The 24,064-nt window shown below is 71.2% G+C and carries 20 protein-coding genes; 16 read left to right on the forward strand and 4 right to left on the reverse strand.

The window, feature by feature from the left end; translation table 11 throughout:
* Positions 1–396: 396 nt before the first annotated feature.
* The 4 genes from ACFC0D_RS34045 to ACFC0D_RS34060 all read right to left on the reverse strand — a co-directional run bounded on the left by ACFC0D_RS34045 (position 397) and on the right by ACFC0D_RS34060 (position 5,903).
* Positions 397–2,805 carry a DUF3488 and DUF4129 domain-containing transglutaminase family protein gene (locus ACFC0D_RS34045; protein ID WP_376444626.1) on the reverse strand — a complete coding sequence of 803 codons (2,409 nt, stop codon included), beginning with the start codon at positions 2,803–2,805 and terminating at the stop codon, positions 397–399.
* Positions 2,802–4,175 (reverse strand): DUF58 domain-containing protein, encoded by a 1,374-nt coding sequence (locus tag ACFC0D_RS34050; RefSeq protein WP_376444629.1) that lies wholly within the window; start codon positions 4,173–4,175, stop codon positions 2,802–2,804. Before ACFC0D_RS34050 ends, ACFC0D_RS34045 begins: the two co-directional genes overlap by 4 nt.
* Complete coding sequence (locus ACFC0D_RS34055) at positions 4,175–5,194, reverse strand: AAA family ATPase (RefSeq protein WP_376444631.1); 1,020 nt, start codon at positions 5,192–5,194, stop codon at positions 4,175–4,177. Before ACFC0D_RS34055 ends, ACFC0D_RS34050 begins: the two co-directional genes overlap by 1 nt.
* A gap of 160 nt (positions 5,195–5,354) precedes the next feature.
* Positions 5,355–5,903, reverse strand: coding sequence for a beta-class carbonic anhydrase (locus tag ACFC0D_RS34060; RefSeq protein WP_376444633.1), 549 nt, complete (start codon positions 5,901–5,903; stop codon positions 5,355–5,357).
* A 312-nt stretch (positions 5,904–6,215) separates the two neighbouring features.
* Between ACFC0D_RS34060 and rsmH the strand changes: the two genes are divergently transcribed.
* The 16 genes from rsmH to ACFC0D_RS34140 all read left to right on the forward strand — a co-directional run bounded on the left by rsmH (position 6,216) and on the right by ACFC0D_RS34140 (position 23,947).
* The gene (gene rsmH, locus ACFC0D_RS34065) at positions 6,216–7,175 is read left to right on the forward strand and encodes a 16S rRNA (cytosine(1402)-N(4))-methyltransferase RsmH (protein WP_376444636.1); all 960 of its coding nucleotides are present in this window, start codon (positions 6,216–6,218) and stop codon (positions 7,173–7,175) included.
* Positions 7,176–7,296: 121 nt separating this feature from the next.
* Positions 7,297–7,794 carry a septum formation initiator family protein gene (locus ACFC0D_RS34070; protein WP_376444638.1) on the forward strand — a complete coding sequence of 166 codons (498 nt, stop codon included), beginning with the start codon at positions 7,297–7,299 and terminating at the stop codon, positions 7,792–7,794.
* A gap of 5 nt (positions 7,795–7,799) precedes the next feature.
* Entirely contained in the window at positions 7,800–9,788 is a 1,989-nt protein-coding gene (locus ACFC0D_RS34075) for a peptidoglycan D,D-transpeptidase FtsI family protein (RefSeq protein WP_376444670.1), read from the forward strand.
* 16 nt (positions 9,789–9,804) lie between these two features.
* Positions 9,805–11,466: a UDP-N-acetylmuramoyl-L-alanyl-D-glutamate--2,6-diaminopimelate ligase gene (locus ACFC0D_RS34080; protein ID WP_376444641.1), complete on the forward strand. Its 1,662-nt coding sequence runs from the start codon at positions 9,805–9,807 to the stop codon at positions 11,464–11,466.
* Positions 11,463–12,887 (forward strand): UDP-N-acetylmuramoyl-tripeptide--D-alanyl-D-alanine ligase, encoded by a 1,425-nt coding sequence (murF, locus tag ACFC0D_RS34085; RefSeq protein ID WP_376444643.1) that lies wholly within the window; start codon positions 11,463–11,465, stop codon positions 12,885–12,887. The genes ACFC0D_RS34080 and murF overlap by 4 nt, the downstream gene beginning before the upstream one ends.
* Positions 12,884–13,954 carry a phospho-N-acetylmuramoyl-pentapeptide-transferase gene (mraY, locus tag ACFC0D_RS34090; protein ID WP_376444645.1) on the forward strand — a complete coding sequence of 357 codons (1,071 nt, stop codon included), beginning with the start codon at positions 12,884–12,886 and terminating at the stop codon, positions 13,952–13,954. The genes murF and mraY overlap by 4 nt, the downstream gene beginning before the upstream one ends.
* Positions 13,936–15,363: a UDP-N-acetylmuramoyl-L-alanine--D-glutamate ligase gene (murD, locus tag ACFC0D_RS34095; protein ID WP_376444647.1), complete on the forward strand. Its 1,428-nt coding sequence runs from the start codon at positions 13,936–13,938 to the stop codon at positions 15,361–15,363. Before mraY ends, murD begins: the two co-directional genes overlap by 19 nt.
* A gap of 55 nt (positions 15,364–15,418) precedes the next feature.
* Entirely contained in the window at positions 15,419–16,756 is a 1,338-nt protein-coding gene (gene ftsW, locus ACFC0D_RS34100) for a putative lipid II flippase FtsW (RefSeq protein WP_376444649.1), read from the forward strand.
* Positions 16,757–16,762: 6 nt separating this feature from the next.
* On the forward strand, positions 16,763–17,857 hold the full coding sequence (gene murG, locus ACFC0D_RS34105; protein ID WP_376444652.1) for an undecaprenyldiphospho-muramoylpentapeptide beta-N-acetylglucosaminyltransferase: 1,095 nt from the start codon (positions 16,763–16,765) through the stop codon (positions 17,855–17,857).
* Positions 17,858–17,941: 84 nt separating this feature from the next.
* The gene (locus ACFC0D_RS34110; RefSeq protein WP_376444654.1) at positions 17,942–18,742 is read left to right on the forward strand and encodes a cell division protein FtsQ/DivIB; all 801 of its coding nucleotides are present in this window, start codon (positions 17,942–17,944) and stop codon (positions 18,740–18,742) included.
* Between the two features lie 280 nt (positions 18,743–19,022).
* The gene (gene ftsZ / locus ACFC0D_RS34115; RefSeq protein ID WP_376444657.1) at positions 19,023–20,231 is read left to right on the forward strand and encodes a cell division protein FtsZ; all 1,209 of its coding nucleotides are present in this window, start codon (positions 19,023–19,025) and stop codon (positions 20,229–20,231) included.
* A gap of 17 nt (positions 20,232–20,248) precedes the next feature.
* On the forward strand, positions 20,249–20,956 hold the full coding sequence (gene pgeF, locus ACFC0D_RS34120) for a peptidoglycan editing factor PgeF (RefSeq protein ID WP_376444659.1): 708 nt from the start codon (positions 20,249–20,251) through the stop codon (positions 20,954–20,956).
* A 1-nt stretch (position 20,957) separates the two neighbouring features.
* Positions 20,958–21,677, forward strand: coding sequence for a YggS family pyridoxal phosphate-dependent enzyme (locus ACFC0D_RS34125; RefSeq protein ID WP_376444661.1), 720 nt, complete (start codon positions 20,958–20,960; stop codon positions 21,675–21,677).
* A gap of 124 nt (positions 21,678–21,801) precedes the next feature.
* Complete coding sequence (locus ACFC0D_RS34130) at positions 21,802–22,422, forward strand: cell division protein SepF (protein ID WP_376444664.1); 621 nt, start codon at positions 21,802–21,804, stop codon at positions 22,420–22,422.
* 78 nt (positions 22,423–22,500) lie between these two features.
* Positions 22,501–22,791, forward strand: a complete 291-nt coding sequence (locus tag ACFC0D_RS34135; protein WP_019885526.1) for a YggT family protein — start codon at positions 22,501–22,503, stop codon at positions 22,789–22,791.
* A 55-nt stretch (positions 22,792–22,846) separates the two neighbouring features.
* The gene (locus ACFC0D_RS34140; protein ID WP_376444667.1) at positions 22,847–23,947 is read left to right on the forward strand and encodes a DivIVA domain-containing protein; all 1,101 of its coding nucleotides are present in this window, start codon (positions 22,847–22,849) and stop codon (positions 23,945–23,947) included.
* Positions 23,948–24,064: the final 117 nt, after the last annotated feature.

Raw genomic sequence — 24,064 nt, forward strand, 5'->3', positions numbered from 1 at the left:
CGCTGAAGCGCGGCCCCGCGGGGCTTCGTCGTGGGCGCGGGTCGCCGGACCTGGTTGTGGGCACCCGTTCCGCAGGGCGGTGCCCACCCTCACCCCCGCCCCGCCTGGTTGTGGGCAGGCGTTCCGCGGGGCGGAACGGGTGGGCACAACCCCACGACGGCGCCGCACCTGTGCGCACCGTACGGACCGGGAGCCTGGGCCCGGCAAGGGCGCCGTCCGTTGTGCCCACCCTCCCCCAGACTCCGTCCGGGGGGACCCCCTGCCCCAGCGGAACGAATGCCCACAACGGGGTGGGTAGGCGAGGTCGTGAGGGTGGGTGCCGCCCCAGCGGAACAGTTGCCCACAACAGGGAGAGGGCGGGCTCCGCCCACCGTGGAGCGGAGCCCTACCGGGGGGTCAGGTGCGTTCGGTGCGGCGGAGGGCGGCCGTCAGGCGGGTCGCCAGGGCCTCGCGGCGGGCCGACCAGGCTCCCGTCGCCCTTGACCAGCGCGACGACGCCGCCCACACCACTCGGACGGCCGAGCGCGGCGCCAGCAGTGCACGCAGGCGCGTCTTCCGGGAGGACGCCGCCGCGAAGCCCGACCTGACCAGAGCGACCTCCTCCACGAGACCCGTCGCCGGACGGGGCTGCGGGGCGTAGAGGACCTGCTCGACCGCGCGGGCCACCCGGTGCACCGCGTTCGCCGGCTCGCCCTCCAGTGAGCCGAGGCGGACGATCCGGGCCGCCGTCTTCCGGGGCGTCTGCGAGTCGTCCGGCGTGACCCCGTGGTCCCAGGCCGTGTCGCGGATCTCCTGCCACGCCGCCAGCGTTCTGGCCACCGCGTCCTCGGGCGTACGGCCCGAGGACCCGAGCCGCCGCGCCCGTACCCGCGTACGCCACAACCAGGGCGACAGCGGCAACAGAAGCACCACCGCCACGCCGAGGCAGATCAGCACGACCATCAGCGGATCCACCCCACCGCCGTCGGACGACGCTCCGCCCGCCGCCGCGTCCGGGCCGCACTCGCCGAGGCGACGCATCTCCGGCGGGCAGCTCTCCGAGGTGCTCGGCGCTGCGGACGGCATCGCCGAGGCGCTCGTCTCCGGCTGCGCCGTCTGCGACGGCGTCCCCGAAGGGGACTGCTGCCGCGTGTAGTCCGGCGTCGTACCCCGCGTCGGCGTCGGCTCGAACCGGATCCAGCCCGCGCCCTCGAAGTACAGCTCCGGCCAGGCGTGGGCGTCCCGGATACCGACCGACATCGTGCCGTCGGACTGCGAGGTGCCCGGCATGAAGCCGACCGCCACCCGGGCCGGAATGCCCAGAGAGCGCGCCATCGCCGCCATCGAGAACGAGAAGTGGACGCAGAAGCCCTCCCGCCGCTGGAGGAAGCGGGAGATCGCCTCGACACCCGTGCCCGACTCGACCTCGACGTCGTAGCGGAAGCCGCCGTCCGTCGCGAACCAGTCCTGGAGCTTCACGGCCCGCTCGTAGTCGTTCCGCGCGCCCCTGGTGACCTGGAGAGCCGTCGACTTCACATCGAGCGGCAGCGAGGAGGGAACCCGGGTGTACTCGGAGCGGAGCTTGGGCGGTGCCGGCGGGGCCGCCGCCAGCTGCGCGGCCGTGGGCCGCACGTCCAGGCTCGTCACCGTGTACCGGGCGCCCCGCGTGTTCTGCTCGTCGTCGCCGACGATCATCCGCCCGGCCGGCTCGTACCGCCAGCGGCCGTCGATCTCGACCTTGGCCGCCGGGTACGGCATCGGCAGCCACTTCTGCTCGTACGTCGAGGAGGCCACGAAGTTGCCCGTGACCTCGGTCGTACGGACCTGCTCGCCGAGCCCGTCGGGCCGCGGCAGCCGCTCGGGAACGTCCCCGATCGGGCGGACCGAGGACTTCCAGGAGGTGCCGTCGAACTGGTCGAGCGCCACCAGACGCAGATACATCCCGGTGGTGTCGGTGGCGTTGGTCCGGTAGCGCAGCACCTCGCGGTCCTCGGGCTGCCGCAGATTGTCCTGGAGCGAGACCAGCGGGTTCACGGCCGAGATCGTGCCGCCCTTGCCGCTCTCACCCGACCCGTCGCCCGGACCGCCGAACAGACCGCCGGAGAGCGCGGGCAGCGCCGCCGGCACGACCAGCGCGACGCCCATGGCCACCACGCCGATCCGCCGGCCGGTCCGCACCGGGGCGAGCGCCTGCCCGCTCCCGGCCGCGCCGGTGCTTCCGGGTCGCGGCGCGCCGCCGAAGACCCGTCCCCACTGCGAGAGCCGGTCACGGCTCTCCGCCAGGAGCAGCACGAGATAGCCGGTGGCGGCGAGCACGAACCACAGCCAGCTCGCGCCGCCGTCGGAGAGACCCGCGGCCACCGAGTACAGCGCGAGGAGCGGCAGACCGGCCGGAGCGGCGCTGCGGAAGGTCACCGCGATCGTGTCCACCAGGAGACCGATCACGAGCACGCCGCCGACCACCATCAGCCGGATGCCCTCGGTGTCGGGGGCCGGGATCGCGTAGGTACCGACGTCGTCCGCGCCCGCCCGGAACAGCGCGGCGAACTCCCCGAGGGCCCCCGGCCCGGGCAGGAAGCCGAGCAGCGCCTGCTCCCGGGTGAAGACGAGGGTCAGGGCCAGCAGGCTCGTCAGGGCCTGAGCCGCGATCGTCAATGGCCGGGCCAGCGGAACCCGCCGGGTCAGCGCGCCGACCCCGCTCTGCAGCGTCAGCAGGATCGCGGCCGTGAAGATCCAGGTCGCCGGCTTCACCAGCGGAATAAGCGCGCCCGCCGCCATCAGCGTGGCGGCGAAGGCGCCCAGTGTCAGCCGCCCGCGGCCGCTCATGACCAACCTCCGTACGTGTCACCCGCGGCGGTCTCCGCACGCGCTCCGCCGGCCTGCTGCCACAGCTCGGCGAGCGGTGCGCCCGGGCGCACCGCCAGCGCCGTCCAGCCGGCCTCCCGCAACTGCCGCAGCCGCTCGTCGACCGCACCGGTCACCGCGCCGCCCGTCAGCCATGTTCCGCTGTCCAGGACGAAGGCCACGGCCGCACCGCTGCGCTGCCGCATCCGGGCCGCCACCGCCGCCTGCTCCTCGTCGATGTCGCCGACGAAGGCGATCAGAAGCCCTTCGTTCCCGCCGCGCAGGACGTCGTAGGCGCGGGAGAGTCCGGCCCCGTCGGAGTGGTCGACGACGGCGAGGGTGTCCATCATCAGCCCGGCCGCCTCGGCCGAGTCCTGCGTCGCACCGGCGAAGCCCTCGGCGCCCTCACCGGGCACCGCGGTGCCCGTGTCGGTGAGGAGCCGCACCGAATAGCCCCGCTCCAGCATGTGCACCAGGGCCGAGGCCGCGCCCGAGACCGCCCACTCGAAGGCGGAGTCGGGGCCGGCGCCCTGGAACGCGATCCGGCGGGTGTCGAGCAGGACCGTGCAGCGGGCCCGCTGCGGCTGCTCCTCACGGCGGACCATCAGCTCGCCGTAGCGCGCGGTGGAACGCCAGTGGACCCGGCGCAGATCGTCGCCGTGGCGGTAGGTACGCGGGATCACGTCGTCGTCGCCGGCCAGCGCCAGCGAGCGCTGCCGGCCGTCGCCGTACCCCGCGGCCTCGCCGGCCAGCTTCACCGCCGGGAGCGATTCGGTCCGGGGGACCACGGTGAGGGTGTCGTAGGCGCTGAAGGAGCGGGTCAGCTCGCACATGCCGAAGGGGTCGTTCAGCCGCAACTGGAGCGGGCCCAGCGGGAAGCGGCCGCGCAGATCGGACCGGACCCGGTACGACACCTCGCGCCGGCCGCCCGCCTCGACCCGGTCCAGGACGAACCGGGGCCGCGGCCCGAGCATGTACGGGACGTGGTCCTGGAGCATCAGCAGCCCGGTGGGCAGCCGGGAGACGTTGTCCATCCGCAGATGGACCCGGGCCTCGGAGCCGACCGGCACCCGGTGCGGGGAGAGCCGGCGGCTGCCGGCGACCCGGTACCGGGTGCGGTAGAGCACCCCGACGCAGATCAGCGGCAGCACGGCGAGCAGCAGCCCGACACGCAGCAGATCACCCTGGCCGAGGACGTAGGCACAGATCGCGGCGGCGACACCGGCGGCGAGGAAGGACCGGCCGCGCGTGGTGAGACCGCCGAGAGCGGCCCGCAGTCCGCCCTTGTCGTTCCCCGTGGGAGCGCCCCGGTCGTCTCCCCGCTGCCCCTCCGGCGCGGCAGCGGTCGCCATCACAGCTGCCGAACGCCGGGCTGCTGCTGGCCGTAGTGCGGGCCGGCAGGCGGCGCCGCGACCGGGACGGGCGTGCGCTGCAGGATGTCCAGCACGACCTGCTCCGAGGTGCGCCGGTTCAGCTGGGCCTGCGCCGTCGGCAGCAGCCGGTGCGCGAGGACCGGCACGGCCAGCGCCTGGAGGTCGTCCGGCAGCACGTACTCGCGGCCGCTGAGCGCGGCGGACGCCTTGGCGGCGCGCAGCAGGTGGAGCGTGGCACGCGGCGAGGCGCCGAGTCGCAGATCCGCGTGGTTACGGGTCGCGGCGACGATGTCGACGGCGTACCGGCGCACGGCGTCGGCGACATGGACGCCGCGTACCGCGTCGATCAGCTTCACGATGTCGTGGGCGTGCGCGACGGGTTGCAGGTCGTCGAGCGGGTTGACCGCCCCGTGGATGTCGAGCATCTGGAGCTCGGCCTCGGCACTGGGGTAGCCGATCGAGACGCGCGCCATGAAGCGGTCGCGCTGTGCCTCGGGGAGCGGGTACGTGCCCTCCATCTCCACCGGGTTCTGCGTGGCCACGACCATGAACGGGCTCGGCAGCTCGTACGTCTGCCCGTCGACGGTGACCTGCCGCTCCTCCATGGACTCCAGGAGCGCGGACTGGGTCTTCGGCGAGGCGCGGTTGATCTCGTCGCCGATCACGATCTGGGCGAAGATCGCGCCCGGCTTGAACTCGAAGTCCCGCCGCTGCTGGTCGAAGATCGACACGCCGGTGATGTCCGACGGCAGCAGGTCGGGCGTGAACTGGATACGGCGCACCGAACAGTCGATGGACCGCGCCAGCGTCTTGGCCAGCATCGTCTTGCCGACGCCGGGGACATCCTCGATCAGAAGATGCCCCTCGGCGAGCAGCACGGTCAGCGAAAGCCGTACGACCTCAGGCTTGCCCTCGATCACACCCTCCACCGACCTGCGGACACGCTCCGCTGTGGTGGTCAGATCTGTGAGGCTCGCTCGATCGTCATAGGTCGTCACCCGGCCCTCCTCGGCCCCTACGAAAAACACCGACACCTGCCCCCGCGGTTCATTCGGGGGGTGTCACCCGAGCATTCTTGTTGCCTCTGCCGGGTTGTGTCACTTGCCTGTGGACAAGTGAGAGCGATATGCCGGGGTTTGCCGTGTTGTGCCCCGCGAATCAGGAGGGGTCGATCTCGCGCAGCAGGCCCGTGGTCACGTCGAAGACAAAACCGCGGACGTCGTCGGTGTGCAGCAGGAACGGCGAGGTCCGCACGCGCTGCATCGACTGCCGGACGTCCTGCTCGACGTCGCGGAAGGCCTCCACCGCCCAGGCCGGTCGCTGACCGACCTCCATCTCCAGCTCGTGCCGGAAGTCCTCGGTGAGCGACTCCAGGCCGCAGCCGGTGTGATGGATGAGCACCACGCTGCGCGTCTTCAGGGCGCGCTGGCTGATCGTGAGCGAGCGGATCACGTCGTCGGTGACCACGCCGCCCGCGTTGCGGATGGTGTGGCAGTCGCCGAGCTCGAGACCAAGGGCGGCGTGCAGGTCGAGACGGGCGTCCATGCAGGCCACCACGGCCACCTGCAGGACGGGCTTGGCGTCCATGCCGGGATCGGTGAAGCGGGACGCGTATCGCTCGTTGGCCTCGACGAGGCGGTCGGTGACGGTACCGCCGGTACGTATCACGTCGGCGGCGTCTGCGGAGGTGTGCGCTGAGGTCGACATGTCTACGACGGTAGTGGTCACAGGGCGTCGCGGCCCGTCGTGAGAGCGGACAAAGAACGTCAATGAGCCTTGTTGTGAGCTAACCCACAGGCATGCGGAGAGCAGATCCATTCGGGTGAGCTGTCGGGAATGCCCGACTCCTCTCGATGGCCTGTGCGACGCGCCAGCCGGTTGATTGACCGCTGGGTCCAGTGGACTAAAGTGACGCGAAGTTCACGGAGACATTGAGCGATTTCCGCAGTTTCTCCCCCGCGAGTGCGGCGGATGCGTAGCGGCCGCGCCGAATCTGAGCCGAATTCTGAGAGGGCGCAATTGAGCAACGACCGACACGTCCCGGTGATGCTCCAGCGGTGCCTGGACATGTTGGCCCCGGCGCTCGAGCGCCCCGGTGCGGTGGTCGTCGACTGCACCCTCGGCCTCGGCGGCCACAGCGAGGCGCTCCTTCGCCGCTTCCCCGAGGCACGGCTCGTCGCCCTCGACCGGGACAAGGAGGCGCTGCGGCTCTCCGGCGAGCGGCTGGCCCCCTACGGTGAGCGCGCCACGCTCGTCCACGCGGTCTACGACGAGCTGCCCGAGGTCCTCGACCGGCTCGGCATCCCGAAGGTCGACGGCATCCTCTTCGACCTCGGCGTCTCCTCGATGCAGCTCGACGAGGCCGACCGCGGCTTCGCGTACGCGCAGGACGCCCCGCTCGACATGCGCATGGACCAGACGACCGGGGTCAGCGCGGCGGAGGTCCTCAACACCTACCCCGCCGGCGAACTGGTCCGCATCCTCCGCGCGTACGGGGAGGAGAAGCAGGCCAAGCGGATCGTCTCCGCGATCGTGCGCGAGCGCGAGAAGGAGCCGTTCACCAACAGCGCCCGCCTGGTCGAGCTGATCCGCGACTCCCTGCCGCAGGCGGCCAAGCGCACGGGCGGCAACCCCGCCAAGCGCACCTTCCAGGCCCTGCGCATCGAGGTCAACGGCGAGCTGACCGTCCTGGAGCGGGCGATCCCGGCGGCGGTGAAGGCGATCGCGGTGGGCGGCCGGATCGCGGTCCTTTCGTACCACTCCCTGGAGGACCGGCTGGTCAAGCAGGTCTTCGCGGCGGGCGCGGCGAACACGGCCCCGCCCGGCCTGCCGGTCGTCCCCGAGCAGTACCAGCCCCGCCTGAAACTCCTCACCCGCGGCGCCGAACTCCCCACCGAGGAGGAGATCGCCGAGAACCGCCGCGCGGCCCCGGCCCGGCTCCGAGGGGCGCAGCGCATCCGGGAGGACGTGCTCCAGTGAGCGACGCACGCGAGGCCACCGGGCCGCAGACGACGACGATGCCCGCGCCTCCGCGCCTCGCGGGCGGAGATGGGGGTACCGCCCGGGCGGTAGCTCCGGGGGAGAGCGAGGGAGAAGGGGCATGACGACGAAGGGGCCGCTCAAAGGGCGGGCGGCGCGACTCGGGCGGCTCATGCCCTCGGGGCCCAGTACCGCCGCCCGTACCCCTTTCGTCCTACTCGTCGTGGTCCTGCTCGGCGGCGGGCTCATCACGCTCCTGCTGCTGAACTCCGCCCTGAACCAGGGCTCGTTCAAGCTGCGCGACCTCAAGAACCGGACCACGGAGCTCACCGACGAGGAGCAGGCCCTCCAACGGGACGTGGACGACCGCTCCGCGCCCGACGCGCTGGAGCGTCGGGCCCGGGAGCTCGGCATGGTCCCGGGCGGGAGCCCCGCCTTCCTGAACCCGGACGGCAAGGTCCTTGGCGAGCCCTCCAAGGCGTCCGCGCCCAAGCCCACCCGCACCCCGGCCCCACCGCGCACCACACCCCCGACGGGGTCCCCGACCGGACCCGCGACACCCGGGAAGACCGGGAAGCCGCAGACGACCCCGCCCGCCCCGACGACCCCCGGCAGGTGACCGCAGTGCCCCCCAAGGAGCCCCCGCGCCGCCGGGTGCCCGGCCCCGCCCGCTCCGCACGGCCCCGGCCCCCCGAGGGCAGGCCGGCCCGGCCCGGCCCGCGCCCCGCCGCCCGCCCGGGCGCCACGCGCAGGCCCGCTCCGAGGCCCCCGGCGAGGCCGCGCACCATCCGGCTCGGCAGCCCCAAGCCCCGGCTGCGGCTGGTCTCCCTCGGACTGACGCTCGTGATGCTGGCCTTCGTCGTCCGCCTGCTCCAGGTGCAGGCCGTCGACGCGAGCACGCTGGCCGCCAAGGCCGAGGCGCACCGCTACCAGGAGTACACGCTCACCGCCGACCGCGGCGAGATCACCGACCGCTCCGGGATCGCGCTGGCCGCCAGCGTCGACGCGTACGACATCGTCGCCGACCCGCTGCTCTTCACCCCCGAGGAGAGCAAGGTCCAGGACGCCCCCGAGCAGGCCGCCGCGCTCCTCGCGCCGCTCCTGGGCAAGCAGCCCGCGGACCTGGCCAAGAAGCTCCGCACTCCCAAGTCCCGCTACACCCTGCTCGCCCGCAAGCAGACCCCGCAGGTCTGGAACCAGATCAAGGACCTCAAGAAGGTCTACGCGAAGAAGTCCGCGCGCTCCGAGGGCGGCAACGGCGTCAATCTCCTCGGCGGCATCGTGAGCGAACCCAGCACCAGGCGCGTGTACCCCAACGGGGAGCTCGCCGCCGGAATACTGGGGTACGTCAACGCCGATGGCCGCGGCGCCGGTGGTCTGGAGTCGATGCTCGACAAGGAGCTCGCGGGCCAGGACGGCAAGATCAGGTTCGCCGAGTCCGGGGGACGCCAGGTGCCGACGGCCGGCACCCGGGGTACCCCGGCCGTACCCGGCTCCGACATCGAGCTGACCATCGACCGGGACATCCAGTGGGCCGCCCAGCAGGCCATCACCGACCAGGTGAGGAAGTCCAAGGCCGACCGCGGTTACGTCATAGTGCAGAACACGAGGACCGGCGAGGTCCTGGCGATGGCCAACGCCCCCGGCTTCGACCCCAACGACCTGTCGGCGGCCAACTCCGCCGCGATGGGCAACGCCGCCCTCCAGGACGCCTACGAGCCCGGCTCGACGAGCAAGGTCATGTCCATGGCCGCCGTCCTGGAAGAGGGCGTGGCGACGCCCGGTACCCATGTCGTCGTGCCCAACCGGCTGCACCGCGGGGACCGGCTCTTCCGGGACGACATCGACCACCCCACCTGGTACCTGACGCTCAACGGCGTCCTCGCCAAGTCGAGCAACATCGGCACGATCCTGGCGACCGGCCAGCTCGGCAAGACCCAGGCCGAGTCCAACCGGGTCCTCCACTCCTATCTGCGCAAGTTCGGCATCGGCAGCCCCACCGGGCTCGGCTACCCCGGCGAGACCCCGGGGATCCTCGCCAAGCCGGGGAACTGGTCGACCTCGCAGCAGTACACGATCCCGTTCGGTCAGGGCCTGTCGATCAACGCCATGCAGGCCGCCTCGGTCTACTCGACCATCGCCAACGGAGGCGTACGGATCGAGCCCACCCTCGTCCGCGGCACCGAGGGACCCGACGGCCGGTTCACCCCCGCGCCCGCCCCGGAGCAGACCAGGGTGGTCAGCGAGAAGACCGCCAAGACCCTCGCGACGATGCTGGAGTCCGTGGTCGACGACCGGGAGGGCACCGGAACCAAGGCCCGGATCCCCGGCTACCGGGTCGCGGGCAAGACGGGCACCGCCAACCGCGTCGACCCCGAAGTCGGTGGCTACCGGGGGTACACCGCCTCCTTCGCCGGCTTCGCGCCCGCCGACAACCCGCAGATCACGGTCTACTGCGCCATTCAGAACCCCACCAAGGGCAGCTACTTCGGCGGCCAGATCTGCGGCCCGATCTACAAGAAGGTCATGGAGTTCGCCCTGAAGACCCTCCACGTGGCCCCGACCGGCAGCGAGCCCGCCCGTCTGCCGGTGATTTTCAAGGACAGCGAGTGACACCCCGGGAGCACCAGTGACCACGATCACCCCCGATTCCGGGAACCGGAAATCGAACTCCGGCGAGGCCCGGGTCTCTTTTGGCCCCTCGGCGGGTGGGCCCGGTACGCTCACCGCCGTGCCACACGCTGATCAGTACCGAACCGCCCCGCCCCGCCCGGAGCAGGCCCGCCCGACACCCCTGGGCGACCTGGCCGCCCGGCTCGGTGTCGAGACGCCCGCCAGCACGGACACCGCCGTCACGGGCATCACCCACGACTCGCGGGCGGTACGCCCCGGGGACGTCTACGCCGCCCTGCCGGGCGCCCGGCTGCACGGCGCCGACTTCGCCGACCAGGCCGCCGGACTCGGCGCCGCCGCGATCCTCACCGACCCGTCCGGCGCCGACCGCGCCGCCGCGACCGGCCTGCCTGTCCTGGTCGTCGCGAACCCGCGCGGACGGATGGGCGAGCTCGCCGCCGAGATCTACGGCCGTCCGGGCACGGACCTGCTCCAGATCGGCATCACCGGCACCTCCGGCAAGACCACCACGGCCTACCTGGTCGAGGGAGGGCTGCGCGCCGCCGAACGCAGGACCGGCCTCATCGGCACGGTCGAGATGCGGATCGGCGACGAGCGCATCAAGTCGGAACGTACGACCCCGGAGGCCACCGACCTCCAGGCGCTGTTCGCGGTCATGCGCGAGCGCGGCGTCGAGGCGGTCGCCATGGAGGTCTCCAGCCACGCCCTCGTGCTCGGCCGGGTCGACGGCTGCGTCTTCGACGTCGCCGTCTTCAACAACCTCAGCCCCGAGCACATGGAGTTCCACTCCGACATGGAGGACTACTTCGGGGCCAAGGCGCGGCTGTTCACGCCCGAGCGCAGCAAACGCGGCGTCGTGAACCTCGACGACACCTACGGCCGCAGGCTCGCGAAGGAGGCGTCCGTCCCGGTCGTCACCTTCTCCGCCGAGGGCGACCCGGACGCCGACTGGCGAGCCGAGGACGTCGCGCTGGGCGCGGTCGGTTCGACCTTCACCGTCGTCGGCCCCGAGGGCGAGCGGATCGCCGCCACCGCCCCGCTGCCCGGCCCGTTCAACGTCGCCAACACGCTCGCCGCGATCGTCACCCTCGCCGTCGCCGGGATCGACCCGCAGACCGCCGCCGACGGCGTCGCCGCCGTCCCCGGCGTCCCCGGCCGGCTCGAGCGCGTCGACGCGGGCCAGCCGTACCTCGCGGTCGTCGACTACGCCCACAAGACGGACGCCGTCGAATCGGTCCTGCGCTCGCTGCGCAAGGTCACCGAGGGGAAGCTGCACATCGTCCTCGGCTGCGGGGGCGACCGGGACACCACCAAGCGCGGCCCGATGGGCGCCGCCGCGGCGCGCCTCGCCGACACCGCCGTACTGACCTCCGACAACCCCCGCTCGGAGGACCCCCTCGCGATCCTCGCCGCGATGCTCGCGGGGGCCGCCGAGGTGCCCGCCCACGAGCGCGGCGATGTCCTGGTCGACGCCGACCGGGCCGCCGCCATCGCCGCGGCCGTGGCCCGCGCACAGCCCGGCGACACCGTGCTCGTCGCCGGCAAGGGCCACGAGCAGGGCCAGGACATCGCCGGAGTGGTCCGCCCCTTCGACGACCGCCTGGTCCTGCGCGAAGCGCTTGAAGCCAGCCACAAGAAGTCAGGGATGAAGCAGTGATCGCCCTCTCCCTCGCCGAGATCGCCGAAATCGTCGGCGGGCAGTCGTACGACATACCGGATCCGGCCGTCCAGGTCACCGGACCCGTCGTCATCGACTCCCGTGAGGTGAAGCCCGGCAGCCTGTTCGCCGCCTTCGCCGGTGAACAGGTCGACGGCCACGACTATGCGACCCGTGCCGTCGAGGCGGGCGCGGTGGCCGTGCTGGCCGTCCGCCCCGTCGGCGTGCCCGCCATCGTCGTGGACGACGTCCAGACGGCGCTCGGCGCCCTCGCCCGTGCCGTCGTCGAACGCCTCGGCACCGATGTCGTCGCGCTCACCGGCTCCGCCGGCAAGACCTCCACCAAGGACCTGATCGCCCAGGTCCTGCAGCGCCACGCGCCCACCGTCTGGACGCCCGGCTCGCTCAACAACGAGATCGGGCTGCCGCTGACGGCACTGCGCGCCAGTGACGAGACCCAGCACCTGGTCCTGGAGATGGGTGCTCGCGGCATCGGGCACATCCGCTACCTCACCGGACTGACCCCGCCGCGCATCGGACTCGTCCTGAACGTGGGCACCGCCCACATCGGCGAGTTCGGCGGCCGCGAGCAGATCGCCCAGGCGAAGGGCGAACTCGTCGAGGCGCTCCCGCCGGCCGACAAGGGCGGCGTGGCGGTCCTCAACGCCGACGACCCGCTCGTCCGGGCCATGGCAGCGCGCACCCACGCGCGCGTGATCCTGTTCGGAGAGGCACGCGAATCCGACGTACGTGCCGAGAATGTCCGGCTCACAGAGAACGGACAGCCCTCTTTCAGTCTTCACACACCCACCGGGTGCAGTGACGTGACCTTGCGCCTGTACGGTGAGCACCACGTGTCGAACGCGCTCGCCGCGGCCGCCGTCGCCCATGAGCTGGGCATGGCCGTCGAGGAGATCGCCACCGCGCTCTCCGAGGCAGGCACCCTGTCGCGCTGGCGCATGGAGGTCACCGAGCGTCCGGACGGCGTGACGATCGTCAACGACGCCTACAACGCGAACCCCGAGTCCATGCGAGCCGCGCTGCGCGCGCTCGCGGCCATGGGTCGGGCCGCACAGGCCCAGGGGGGCCGCACGTGGGCGGTGCTCGGCAAGATGGCCGAGCTCGGTGACGCATCGCTCGCCGAGCACGACGCGGTCGGGCGGCTCGCCGTCCGGCTCAACGTCAGCAAGCTCGTGGCGGTCGGGGACAGGGAAGCGTCCTGGTTGCAACTGGGCGCATATAACGAGGGTTCGTGGGGTGAGGAGTCGGTGCACGTGTCCGACGCGCAGGCGGCGGTCGACCTGTTGCGCAGTGAGCTGCGCCCGGGGGACGTCGTCCTTGTGAAGGCTTCCAGGTCGGTCGGTCTGGAGCAGGTCGCCCTGGCACTGCTCGACTCCGGGAGCGAGGTTGCCGGTCGATGAGGCAGATCCTCTTCGCGGGGGCCATCGGGCTCTTCCTGACCCTGATCGGTACTCCGCTGCTCATCAAGCTCCTTGCCCGCAAGGGGTACGGACAGTTCATCAGGGACGACGGCCCGCGCGGCCACGCCGGCAAGAAGGGCACGCCCACCATGGGCGGTATCTCCTTCATCCTGGCCACGCTCATCGCGTACGCCCTTGCCAAGGTCATCACCGGTGAGGACCCGACCTACTCGGGTGTGCTGGTCCTCTTCCTGATGGCCGGCATGGGTCTCGTCGGCTTCCTCGACGACTACATCAAGATCGTCAAGCAGCGTTCGCTGGGTCTGCGGGCCAAGGCGAAGATGGCCGGCCAGCTGATCGTCGGCATCGCCTTCGCCGTGCTCTCCCTGCAGTTCGCCGATCTGCGCGGGCTCACTCCGGCCTCCACGAAGCTCTCCTTCATCACCGACTTCGGCTGGGCCATCGGGCCGGTGCTGTTCGTGGTCTGGGCGCTCTTCATGATCCTGGCCATGTCCAACGGCGTGAACCTGACGGACGGTCTGGACGGCCTGGCCACCGGCGCGTCGGTGATGGTCTTCGGCGCGTACACGTTCATCGGCCTGTGGCAGTTCCAGGAGTCCTGCGCCAACGCGGAGACCCTGACCAACCCCAACGCCTGCTTCGAGGTCCGCGACCCGCTCGACCTCGCGGTCGTCGCCTCCGCCCTCATGGGTGCCTGCTTCGGCTTCCTGTGGTGGAACACCTCGCCGGCCAAGATCTTCATGGGCGACACCGGCTCGCTGGCGCTCGGCGGCGCCCTCGCCGGCCTCGCCATCTGCTCCCGTACGGAGCTGCTGATCGCCCTCCTCGGCGGCCTGTTCGTGCTGATCACGATGTCCGTGGTCATCCAGGTCGGTTCGTTCAAGATGACGGGCAAGCGTGTCTTCCGGATGGCCCCGCTCCAGCACCACTTCGAGCTCAAGGGGTGGTCCGAAGTCCTTGTGGTGGTCCGCTTCTGGATCATCCAGGGCATGTGCGTGATCGTGGGTCTGGGCCTCTTCTACGCGGGATGGGCATCCGAAAAGTGAGCTGGAACGGCAAGAGGGTCACCGTCGCGGGCCTCGGGGTCTCCGGAATCCCGGCCGCCCGGGTCCTGCACGGCCTCGGCGCGGTCGTGACCGTCGTCAACGACGGCGACGACGAGCGCTCCCGGGCACAGGCCGCCGAGCTGGAGGCGGAGGGTGTCGCCGTCCGCCTCGGCGACGGGGCGACCCTGCCCGAGGGCACCGAGCTGATCGTCACCACCCCCGGCTGGCGGCCCGACAAGCCGCTGTTCGCGGCCGCCGCCGAGGCGGGCGTGGAGATCTGGGGCGATGTCGAGCTCGCCTGGCGCCTCCGCGGCCCGGGAGCCGCCCCCTGGCTCGCCGTGACCGGCACCAACGGCAAGACCACGACCGTACGGATGCTCGCCTCGATCCTGGAGGCCGCGGGCCTGCGGACCGCGGCCGTCGGGAACATCGGCGTCTCCCTCCTCGACGCGGTCCTCGGCGAGGAGACCTACGACGTGCTCGCCGTCGAACTCTCCAGCTACCAGCTGCACTGGGCGCCGAGCGTGCGCGCCCACTCGGCCGCCGTGCTCAACCTGGCGCCCGACCACCTCGACTGGCACGGCTCCATGGAGGCGTACGCCGCCGACAAGGGCCGCATCTACGAGGGCAACACCGTCGCCTGCGTCTACAACGTCGCCGACAAGGCCACCGAGGACCTGGTCCGCGAGGCCGATGTCGAGGAGGGCTGCCGCGCGATCGGCTTCACCCTCGGCACGCCGGGCCCGTCCCAGCTCGGCGTCGTCGAGGGCATCCTCGTCGACCGGGCCTTCGTCGAGAACCGTCAGAAGCAGGCCCAGGAGCTCGCCGAGGTCGCGGACGTCAACCCGCCGGCCCCGCACAACGTCGCCAACGCGCTCGCCGCGGCGGCCCTGGCCCGCGCCTTCGGTGTCGAGCCGAGGGCCGTACGGGACGGACTGCGGGCCTTCCGGCCCGACCCGCACCGCATCGAACTGGTCGAGGACGTCCAGGGCGTCGTCTACGTCGACGACTCCAAGGCGACCAACACCCACGCCGCGGAAGCCTCGTTGGCGGCCTACGACCCGATCGTCTGGATCGCCGGCGGCCTCGCCAAGGGAGCGACCTTCGACGAGCTCGTCGCGAAGTCGGCGGAGCGGCTGCGCGGGGTCGTGCTGATCGGCGCCGACCGCGCCCTGATCCGCGAAGCCCTGGCGCGACACGCCCCCGAAGTACCGGTGGTGGACCTCGACCGGACCGACACTGGGGCGATGTCCGCGGCGGTCCAGGAGGCGGCCCGGCTCGCCCGGCCGGGGGACACGGTCCTGCTGGCCCCGGCCTGCGCCTCGATGGACATGTTCACCAACTACAACAAGCGGGGCGAGGCGTTCGCGGACGCGGTCCGCACCCTTGCCGCCACCGGGCGCGTCTGACCTGACCAGCGAGAAGGTCCGGCAGCGCCGGGCACGACTGGAGGGGACAGCGACCATGCCGAGCAGAACCGCCGGGACTCGCCGGCCCTCCGCCGTACGCGGCGGAGGCCGGGCCCCCACGCCGCCGCGCGCCTCGCGCGGCGGCGTACGGCGGATGTACGAGCAGGCCCGCCGTGCCTGGGACCGCCCGCTGACGGCGTACTACGTGATCTTCGGTGCGGCTCTGCTCATCACCACCCTCGGCCTGGTGATGGTCTACTCCGCCTCGATGATCACGGCGCTGCGGTACGACCTCGTGCCCTCGTACTTCTTCCGCAAGCAGTTCTTCGCCGCGGTCCTCGGCACGGCGCTCCTCCTGGTGGCCTCCCGGATGCCCGTGAAGCTGCACCGGGCGCTCGCGTACCCGATCCTGGTCGGCGCCGTCTTCCTGATGGTGCTCGTCCAGATCCCGGGGATAGGGCGCGCGGTCGGCGGCAACCAGAACTGGATCTCACTGGGCGGCCCCTTCATGCTGCAGCCCAGTGAGTTCGGCAAACTGGCGCTCATCCTGTGGGGCGCCGATCTGCTCGCCCGCAAGCAGGACATGAAGCTGCTGACGCAGTGGAAGCACATGCTGGTGCCACTGGTTCCCGGCACGTTTCTGCTGCTCGGGCTGATCATGCTCGGCGGGGACATGGGCACGGCCATCGTGCTCACCGCGATCCTCTTCGGGCTGCTGTGGACGGCCGGCGCGCCCACCCGGCTCTTCGTCGGGGTGCTCGGCGTGGCCGGGGCGATCGGCTTCCTGCTGATCAAGACCAGCGCCAACCGGATGAAGCGATTCGCCTGCATCGGTGCCACCGACCCCGGAGGAGAGGGCGCGCCCTGTCTTCAGGCGGCGCACGGCATCTATGCTCTGGCCTCGGGCGGATGGTTCGGTTCCGGTTTGGGTGCCAGTGTGGAAAAATGGGGCCAACTACCCGAAGCGCACACCGACTTCATCTTCGCCGTCACCGGGGAGGAACTGGGTCTGGCGGGGACGCTGTCGGTACTCGCCCTGTTCGCGGCTCTAGGCTATGCGGGTATCCGCGTGGCCGGACACACGGAGAACCCCTTCGTGAGGTACGCCGCGGGAGGCGTGACCACCTGGATCACGGCGCAGGCCGTGATCAACATCGGTGCGGTGCTCGGTCTGCTGCCGATCGCCGGAGTCCCGCTCCCGCTGTTCTCCTACGGAGGGTCGGCCCTGCTGCCGACCATGTTCGCCGTCGGGCTCCTCATCGCCTTCGCGCGACAGGAACCCGCCGCGAAAGCGGCCCTGGCCATGCGGCGCCCCGGCTGGGGTAGGCGGGCCGGGGTGAGATGGAAGTCGATGCGACGGCGCGTCAAGAAGCGTCCGTCCGGAGAGCGGTGAATTTCGGTGCATGTCGTACTCGCCGGTGGGGGGACCGCCGGCCACATCGAGCCCGCGCTCGCCCTCGCGGACGCCCTGCGCAGGCAGGACCCGAGCGTGGGAATCACGGCGCTCGGCACGGAGAAGGGTCTGGAGACCCGGCTCGTGCCCGAGCGGGGCTACGAGCTGGCCCTCATCCCCGCCGTGCCGCTGCCGCGCAAGCCCACCCCTGAGCTGATCACCGTCCCCGGACGGCTGCGCGGCACCATCAAGGCGGCCGAGCAGATCCTGGAGCGCACCAACGCCGACTGTGTCGTCGGCTTCGGTGGCTACGTGGCGCTGCCCGGCTATCTGGCGGCCAAACGGCTCGGGGTGCCGATCGTGGTCCACGAGGCCAACGCCAGGCCCGGTCTGGCCAACAAGATCGGCTCGCGGTACGCGGCCGGCGTCGCCGTCGCCACCCCGGACTCCAAGCTGCGCAACGCCCGTTACATCGGCATTCCGCTGCGGCACACCATCGCCACCCTCGACCGGGCCCGGGTCCGGCCCGAGGCGCGCGCCGCCTTCGGCCTCGACCCGAACCTGCCGACGCTGCTGGTCTCCGGCGGTTCGCAGGGGGCGCGCCGGCTCAACGAGGTCGTCCAGCAGATCGCGCCGGTGCTCCAGCGCTCCGGCATCCAGATCCTGCACGCGGTCGGCCCGAAGAACGAGGTGCCGCGTGTCGACAACATGCCCGGGATGCCGCCGTACGTCCCGGTACCGTACGTGGACCGGATGGATCTCGCGTACGCCGCCGCCGACATGATGCTCTGCCGCGCGGGCGCGATGACCGTCGCCGAACTCTCCGCCGTCGGGCTGCCCGCCGCCTATGTCCCGCTGCCGATCGGCAACGGCGAACAGCGGCTCAACGCCCAGCCGGTGGTCAAGGCCGGCGGTGGTCTGCTGGTCGACGACGCGGAGCTGTCGCCGCAGTGGGTGCAGGGCAATGTCCTGCCCGTACTCGCCGATCCGCACCGGCTGTACGAGATGTCCCGCGCCGCGGCCGAGTTCGGTCGCCGGGACGCCGACGACCTGCTCGTCGGCATGGTGTACGAGGCGATCGCCGCACGCCGCCGGGCGTAGCGCGCGGGGCGGAAGCGGAATGGCGGGCGAGCCGACGGGGCGCCCCCTCGGCGAGCCGAGTCCGAACAACGAAGGGGACGCCAGGTGGCTGGACCGACGACCGCCGAGAAGCACGGCACGAGCACGCCGAAGGGGTCGTCGGAGCGGCCGTCCCCCACGGGCACCCGGAGCAGTGGCTTCCGGGTGCCCGGGCCGCGCCTTCTGCTGATCGCTCTGGCCGTTCTCGTGATCGTGGCCGGTGGAATCTGGGCGCTCTACGGCTCGTCCTGGCTGCGTGTGGAGCGGGTGGACACATCCGGAACCCAGGTTCTGACACCTCATGAGGTGGAAACGGCCGCCACCGTCCCGATCGGATCCCCGCTCGTCTCCGTCGACACGGACGCGATCGAGGCGCGACTTCTTCAGAAACTGCCCCGCATCGACACGGTGGAGGTCGTTCGGTCCTGGCCGGACGGAATCGGTCTGAAAGTGACGGAACGGCAGCCCGTACTGCTGGTCGAGAAGGACGGAAAGTTCACGGAAGTGGACTCCACCGGAACCCGCTTCGCCACCGTGGACAAGGCGCCCCCAGGCGTACCGAAGCTCGTCCTCGACATCGCCTCCTCGGCGAGCCTGCGCCGCTTCGACGCCGACCGGCTGTTGCTCGAAGCGGTGGGCGTGACGGGCGAACTCCCGGAAAAGATCGCCCGGGACACTCGTGTCGTCAAGGTCGTGTCCTACGACTCCATCACTCTGGAGCTCAGCGGCGGCCGCACGGTCCTCTGGGGCAGCGGTGAGGACGGTGCCGTCAAGGCGCGCGTACTCACGGCACTGATGAAAGCAACGCCCAAAGCGGGGCACTTCGATGTAAGCGCCCCCACGGCACCCGCCGCGTCGGGCAGTTGACGCTCATCAGTGCTGGCCAGCACCCTGGTTGGCCAGCGCTACGGGTGATCACATAGGGTGAAAAGAAAAACGGGAGGTTCGGCGTGTTCGTTGAACGTGCGCCACTTGTCGACTTAGTGTCCTGTTCGGAAGAGTCCAGAGAACAGAGACACTGGTAACCCTAAACTTCAACGTTAGGGTTTGGGTCGGCGTTTCGGACCGTCCCAATCGGCATCCGTCGTCGCAGCGCGACTACCACCGCGAAGCGGCGACACGTAACTCGAGGCGAGAGGCCTTCGACGTGGCAGCACCGCAGAACTACCTCGCAGTCATCAAGGTCATCGGTGTCGGCGGCGGTGGTGTCAATGCCATCAACCGAATGATCGAGGTCGGTCTCAAGGGCGTCGAGTTCATCGCGATCAACACGGACGCGCAAGCGCTGTTGATGAGCGACGCCGACGTCAAGCTCGACGTCGGTCGTGAACTCACCCGCGGCCTCGGGGCCGGGGCCAACCCGGCCGTCGGTCGCAAGGCGGCAGAGGACCACCGTGAGGAGATCGAGGAGGTCCTCAAGGGGGCCGACATGGTCTTCGTCACCGCCGGCGAAGGTGGCGGCACCGGCACCGGCGGCGCACCCGTCGTGGCCAACATCGCGCGCTCGCTCGGCGCCCTGACGATCGGTGTGGTCACCCGGCCGTTCACCTTCGAGGGACGCCGTCGGGCCAACCAGGCGGAGGACGGCATCGCCGAGCTCCGCGAAGAGGTCGACACCCTCATCGTCATCCCGAACGACCGGCTGCTCTCGATCTCGGACCGCCAGGTCTCCGTGCTCGACGCCTTCAAGTCGGCCGACCAGGTGCTGCTGAGCGGTGTGCAGGGCATCACCGACCTCATCACCACCCCGGGTCTGATCAACCTCGACTTCGCCGACGTCAAGTCGGTCATGTCCGAGGCCGGTTCGGCACTCATGGGTATCGGCTCCGCCCGCGGCGACGACCGCGCGGTCGCGGCGGCCGAGATGGCGATCTCCTCGCCGCTCCTCGAGGCGTCCATCGACGGCGCCCGTGGCGTGCTGCTCTCCATCTCCGGCGGCTCCGACCTCGGTCTCTTCGAGATCAACGAGGCCGCGCAGCTGGTGAGCGAGGCCGCGCACCCCGAGGCCAACATCATCTTCGGCGCGGTCATCGACGACGCGCTGGGCGACGAGGTACGGGTCACGGTCATCGCGGCCGGCTTCGACGGCGGTCAGCCGCCGGCCCGCCGGGACAACATCCTCAGCTCCGCCTCGGCCAAGCGCGAGGAGCCGGCCCCGGCGCCGCGCGCCACCGAGCGCCCGCTCGGCGGCCTCGGCACCGTCGCCCCCCGGGACGAGCCGCCCGCCCCGGTCGAGCCGGCTCCGGCGGTCAACGAGACCTCGCTGCCGCCGGTCACCCCGCCGGCGGTCCCGCCGGCCCGCCCCTACCCGGACACCCAGGCCGAAGAGCTGGATGTGCCGGACTTCCTGAAGTGATAGAGAAGCTCGAACCCGTGAGCGGCGCGCATTTCGCCTTCACCGACAGGTGGGGCGGGGTGAGCGCCGTTCCGTACGAGGAGCTCAACCTCGGCGGCGCGGTGGGGGACGATCCCGAAGCGGTACGCACCAACCGGGCGCGGGTGGCGGAGCAGCTGGGGCTCGACCCGGCACTCGTGGTCTGGATGAACCAGGTCCACGGCGCGGACGTCGCGGTGGTCGACCGGCCGTGGGAGACGGACCGGATCCCGGCCGTCGACGCGATCGTCACCGCCCGGCGCGGACTCGCTCTCGCCGTCCTCACCGCCGACTGCACCCCGGTCCTTCTCGCCGACCCCGTCGCGGGGATCGTGGCCGCCGCCCACGCCGGGCGGCCCGGGATGGTCGCCGGGGTCGTACCGGCCGCAGTGCGGTCCATGATCGACTTGGGTGCCGACCCGGCCCGTATCGCCGCTCGCACCGGCCCCGCCGTCTGTGGGCGCTGCTACGAGGTGCCCGCCGGGATGCGGGAGGAGGTCGCGGCGGTCGAGCCGGCGGCCTTCGCCGAGACGAGCTGGGGAACCCCGGCCGTCGACGTCACCGCCGGAGTCCACGCCCAGCTGGAGCGGTCGGGGATCCGGGACCGGCAGGCCAGTGAGATCTGCACCCGCGAGTCGGGCGACCACTTCTCGTACCGCCGCGATCGCACCACGGGGCGACTCGCGGGATATGTCTGGTTGGACTGATATGACGGACCGTAAGACGGAACTCGCCGAAAATCTGGCGCGGGTGGAGGAACGTATCTCTGCCGCCTGCGCCGCCGCCGGCCGTAAGCGGGCGGATGTGACCCTGATCGTGGTCACCAAGACCTACCCCGCGAGCGATGTGCGACTTCTGCATGAACTCGGAGTGCGGGACGTCGCCGAGAACCGGGACCAGGACGCGGCCCCCAAGGCCGCGGCCTGCGCGGATCTGGACCTGAGCTGGCATTTCGTCGGCCAGTTGCAGACCAACAAGGTCCGATCTGTGACGAGTTATGCGGATGTAGTGCAGTCTGTCGACCGTTTGAAGCTCGTCACCGCGCTGTCGGCGGCGGCGGACAAGGCCGGGCGCGAGCTCGGCTGCCTCGTCCAGGTCGCGCTCGACGCCGAGTCGGGCGCGCGGGGCGAGCGAGGCGGCGTGTCGCCCGACGGCGTCGAGGAGTTGGCCGCCGCCGTGGACGCCGCGCCGGGGCTGAGGCTCGACGGACTGATGACCGTCGCGCCGCTCGCCGGCCCCTACGCGGGGCGCCAACGTGCGGCGTTCGACCGCCTGATGGATTTGTCGACTGTCCTGCGCGCGAACCGTCCGGCTGCGAACATGGTGTCGGCGGGGATGAGTGCGGACCTCGAGGAGGCCGTGGCGGCCGGAGCGACACATGTGCGCATCGGTACGGCGGTACTGGGTGTCCGCCCCAGGCTCCGGTAACGTCGCGAAGCAAGTCGGACCACAGCAGAAAATATGGTCATTCCCGCTGATCGGCGGGCAGGCCTCGTGGATCGCGGGCACTTGGTGACGATGCCGATCCACCACAGAGCGGAGGACTCAGAGAATGGCCGGCGCGATGCGCAAGATGGCGGTCTACCTCGGCCTCGTGGAGGACGATGGGTACGACGGCCGGGGTTTCGACCCCGACGACGACTTCGAACCCGAGCTGGAGCCCGAGCCCGAGCGTGAACGGCGCCACCAGCCCCCGCGGCAGATCGAGCGGGAGGAACCGGTACGAGTGGTGCAGCCGCCCGCCCCGCGTGAACCGGTGTCCCATTCTGTCCCGGTACCCGCCGAGAGCGGACGTCCGGCCCGAATTGCCCCCGTGGCATCCATCACACCCGAACGTCCGAGCATGGAGAAGAACGCGCCGGTGATCATGCCCAAGGTTGTGTCCGAGCGGGAGCCCTACCGGATCACAACACTGCACCCCAGGACGTACAACGAGGCCCGTACCATCGGGGAACACTTCCGTGAGGGCACCCCCGTGATCATGAACCTCACGGAGATGGACGACACGGATGCGAAGCGACTTGTCGACTTTGCCGCCGGACTCGTCTTCGGGCTCCATGGCAGCATTGAGCGCGTGACGCAGAAGGTGTTCCTGTTGTCGCCTGCTAACGTCGATGTCACGGCGGAGGACAAGGCCCGCATCGCAGAGGGCGGATTCTTCAACCAGAGCTGAGAACTACGAGACCGGAACGGCCCGGCCGCGAGGCCGGACAAGCGAGAGCACGAGAGCCAGGGGAGAGGGAAGCGCGGGATGGGCGTCGCACTACAAGTGGTCTACATCGCTCTGATGTGCTTCCTCATCGTGCTGATCTTCCGATTGGTCATGGACTACGTCTTCCAGTTCGCCCGTTCATGGCAACCCGGTAAGGCGATGGTGGTCGTTCTGGAGGCCACCTACACTGTCACCGATCCACCGCTCAAGCTTCTGCGGCGGTTCATTCCGCCGCTGCGTCTCGGGGGCGTGGCACTCGACCTGTCCTTCTTCGTTCTGATGATCATCGTCTACATCCTGATCTCCATCGTGAGCAGCTTCGCGAGGTGAATGTGGACGATACGGTCTTGCCGACTGCCGACGACTACGTAGAGGTGAAGAAGAGATGCCGCTGACCCCCGAGGACGTGCGGAACAAGCAGTTCACGACCGTCCGCCTTCGAGAAGGCTATGACGAGGACGAGGTCGATGCCTTCCTCGACGAGGTCGAAGCCGAACTGACCCGCCTGCTCCGCGAGAACGAGGACCTGCGCGCCAAGCTGGCCGCGGCGACGCGTGCCGCCGCGCAGAACCAGCAGCAGCAGGGTATGCGCAAGCCGCCGGAGCAGCAGGATCGTCCCGTCGGTCCCGGTGCCCCCGTGCCCGCCGCCATATCCGGACCGCCGGTCCAGCAGCAGCCCCCGCAGATGGGTCCCCCGCAGCTGCCGTCCGGTGCGCCGCAGCTTCCCGCCGGTCCTGGTGGCCACGGCCCCGGCCCGATGCAGGGTGGCCCGATGGGCCCCGGCCCCGGCCAGATGCAGGGCGGCCCCATGGGTCAGCCGATGGGCGGCCCGATGGGTCACCCGCAGCAGCAGATGCAGCAGCCGATGCAGCAGCCCCAGCAGGGCCCCGGTGGCGACAGCGCCGCGCGTGTGCTCTCGCTGGCCCAGCAGACGGCCGACCAGGCGATCGCGGAGGCCCGTTCCGAGGCCAACAAGATCGTCGGCGAGGCGCGCTCGCGCGCCGAGGGCCTGGAGCGGGACGCCCGCGCCAAGGCGGACGCGCTGGAGCGGGACGCGCAGGAGAAGCACCGCGTCGCGATGGGCTCGCTCGAGTCCGCTCGCGCCACGCTGGAGCGCAAGGTCGAGGACCTGCGTGGCTTCGAGCGCGAGTACCGCACGCGTCTGAAGTCCTACCTCGAGTCGCAGCTGCGTCAGCTGGAGACCCAGGCGGACGACTCGCTGGCTCCGCCGCGGACGCCGGCCACGGCTTCGCTGCCGCCGGCCCCGTCGATGGCTTCGGCCGGTGCGAGCGCCCCGTCGTACGGCGGCAACGGCACGATGGGCGGCGCGCCGTCCATGGGCGGTGGCCCGTCCTACGGTGGGCAGCAGCAGATGTCCCCGGCGATGACGCAGCCGATGGCTCCGGTCCGCCCGCAGGCGCCGCAGCCGATGCAGCAGGCGCCGGCGCCGATGCGTGGCTTCCTGATCGACGAGGACGACAACTGACGGCGGCCGCTCGCGCGATGAGCGCGTAGCCGTCGGCAGGCTGGAGGCCGGGCCCCTGGGAAACCCGGGGCCGGCCCTTTGTCGTGGGGGGGGTTGCGGGGGGTGGGGGGGGCGGGG

Origin of the sequence: Streptomyces sp. NPDC056222, from assembly GCF_042264065.1 — a bacterium.
Taxonomy (GTDB): Bacteria; Actinomycetota; Actinomycetes; order Streptomycetales; family Streptomycetaceae; genus Streptomyces.

Bases quoted from the DNA above. Each gene is read 5' to 3' on its own strand.
- ACFC0D_RS34060 (WP_376444633.1), bottom strand. From the start codon at position 5,903: ATGTCGACCTCAGCGCACACCTCCGCAGACGCCGCCGACGTGATACGT.
- ACFC0D_RS34045 (WP_376444626.1), bottom strand. From the start codon at position 2,805: ATGAGCGGCCGCGGGCGGCTGACACTGGGCGCCTTCGCCGCCACGCTG.
- ACFC0D_RS34130 (WP_376444664.1), top strand. From the start codon at position 21,802: ATGGCCGGCGCGATGCGCAAGATGGCGGTCTACCTCGGCCTCGTGGAG.
- ACFC0D_RS34125 (WP_376444661.1), top strand. From the start codon at position 20,958: ATGACGGACCGTAAGACGGAACTCGCCGAAAATCTGGCGCGGGTGGAG.
- ACFC0D_RS34070 (WP_376444638.1), top strand. From the start codon at position 7,297: ATGACGACGAAGGGGCCGCTCAAAGGGCGGGCGGCGCGACTCGGGCGG.
- mraY (WP_376444645.1), top strand. From the start codon at position 12,884: ATGAGGCAGATCCTCTTCGCGGGGGCCATCGGGCTCTTCCTGACCCTG.
- ACFC0D_RS34135 (WP_019885526.1), top strand. From the start codon at position 22,501: ATGGGCGTCGCACTACAAGTGGTCTACATCGCTCTGATGTGCTTCCTC.
- ACFC0D_RS34050 (WP_376444629.1), bottom strand. From the start codon at position 4,175: ATGGCGACCGCTGCCGCGCCGGAGGGGCAGCGGGGAGACGACCGGGGC.
- ACFC0D_RS34140 (WP_376444667.1), top strand. From the start codon at position 22,847: ATGCCGCTGACCCCCGAGGACGTGCGGAACAAGCAGTTCACGACCGTC.
- murD (WP_376444647.1), top strand. From the start codon at position 13,936: ATGGGCATCCGAAAAGTGAGCTGGAACGGCAAGAGGGTCACCGTCGCG.
- ftsW (WP_376444649.1), top strand. From the start codon at position 15,419: ATGCCGAGCAGAACCGCCGGGACTCGCCGGCCCTCCGCCGTACGCGGC.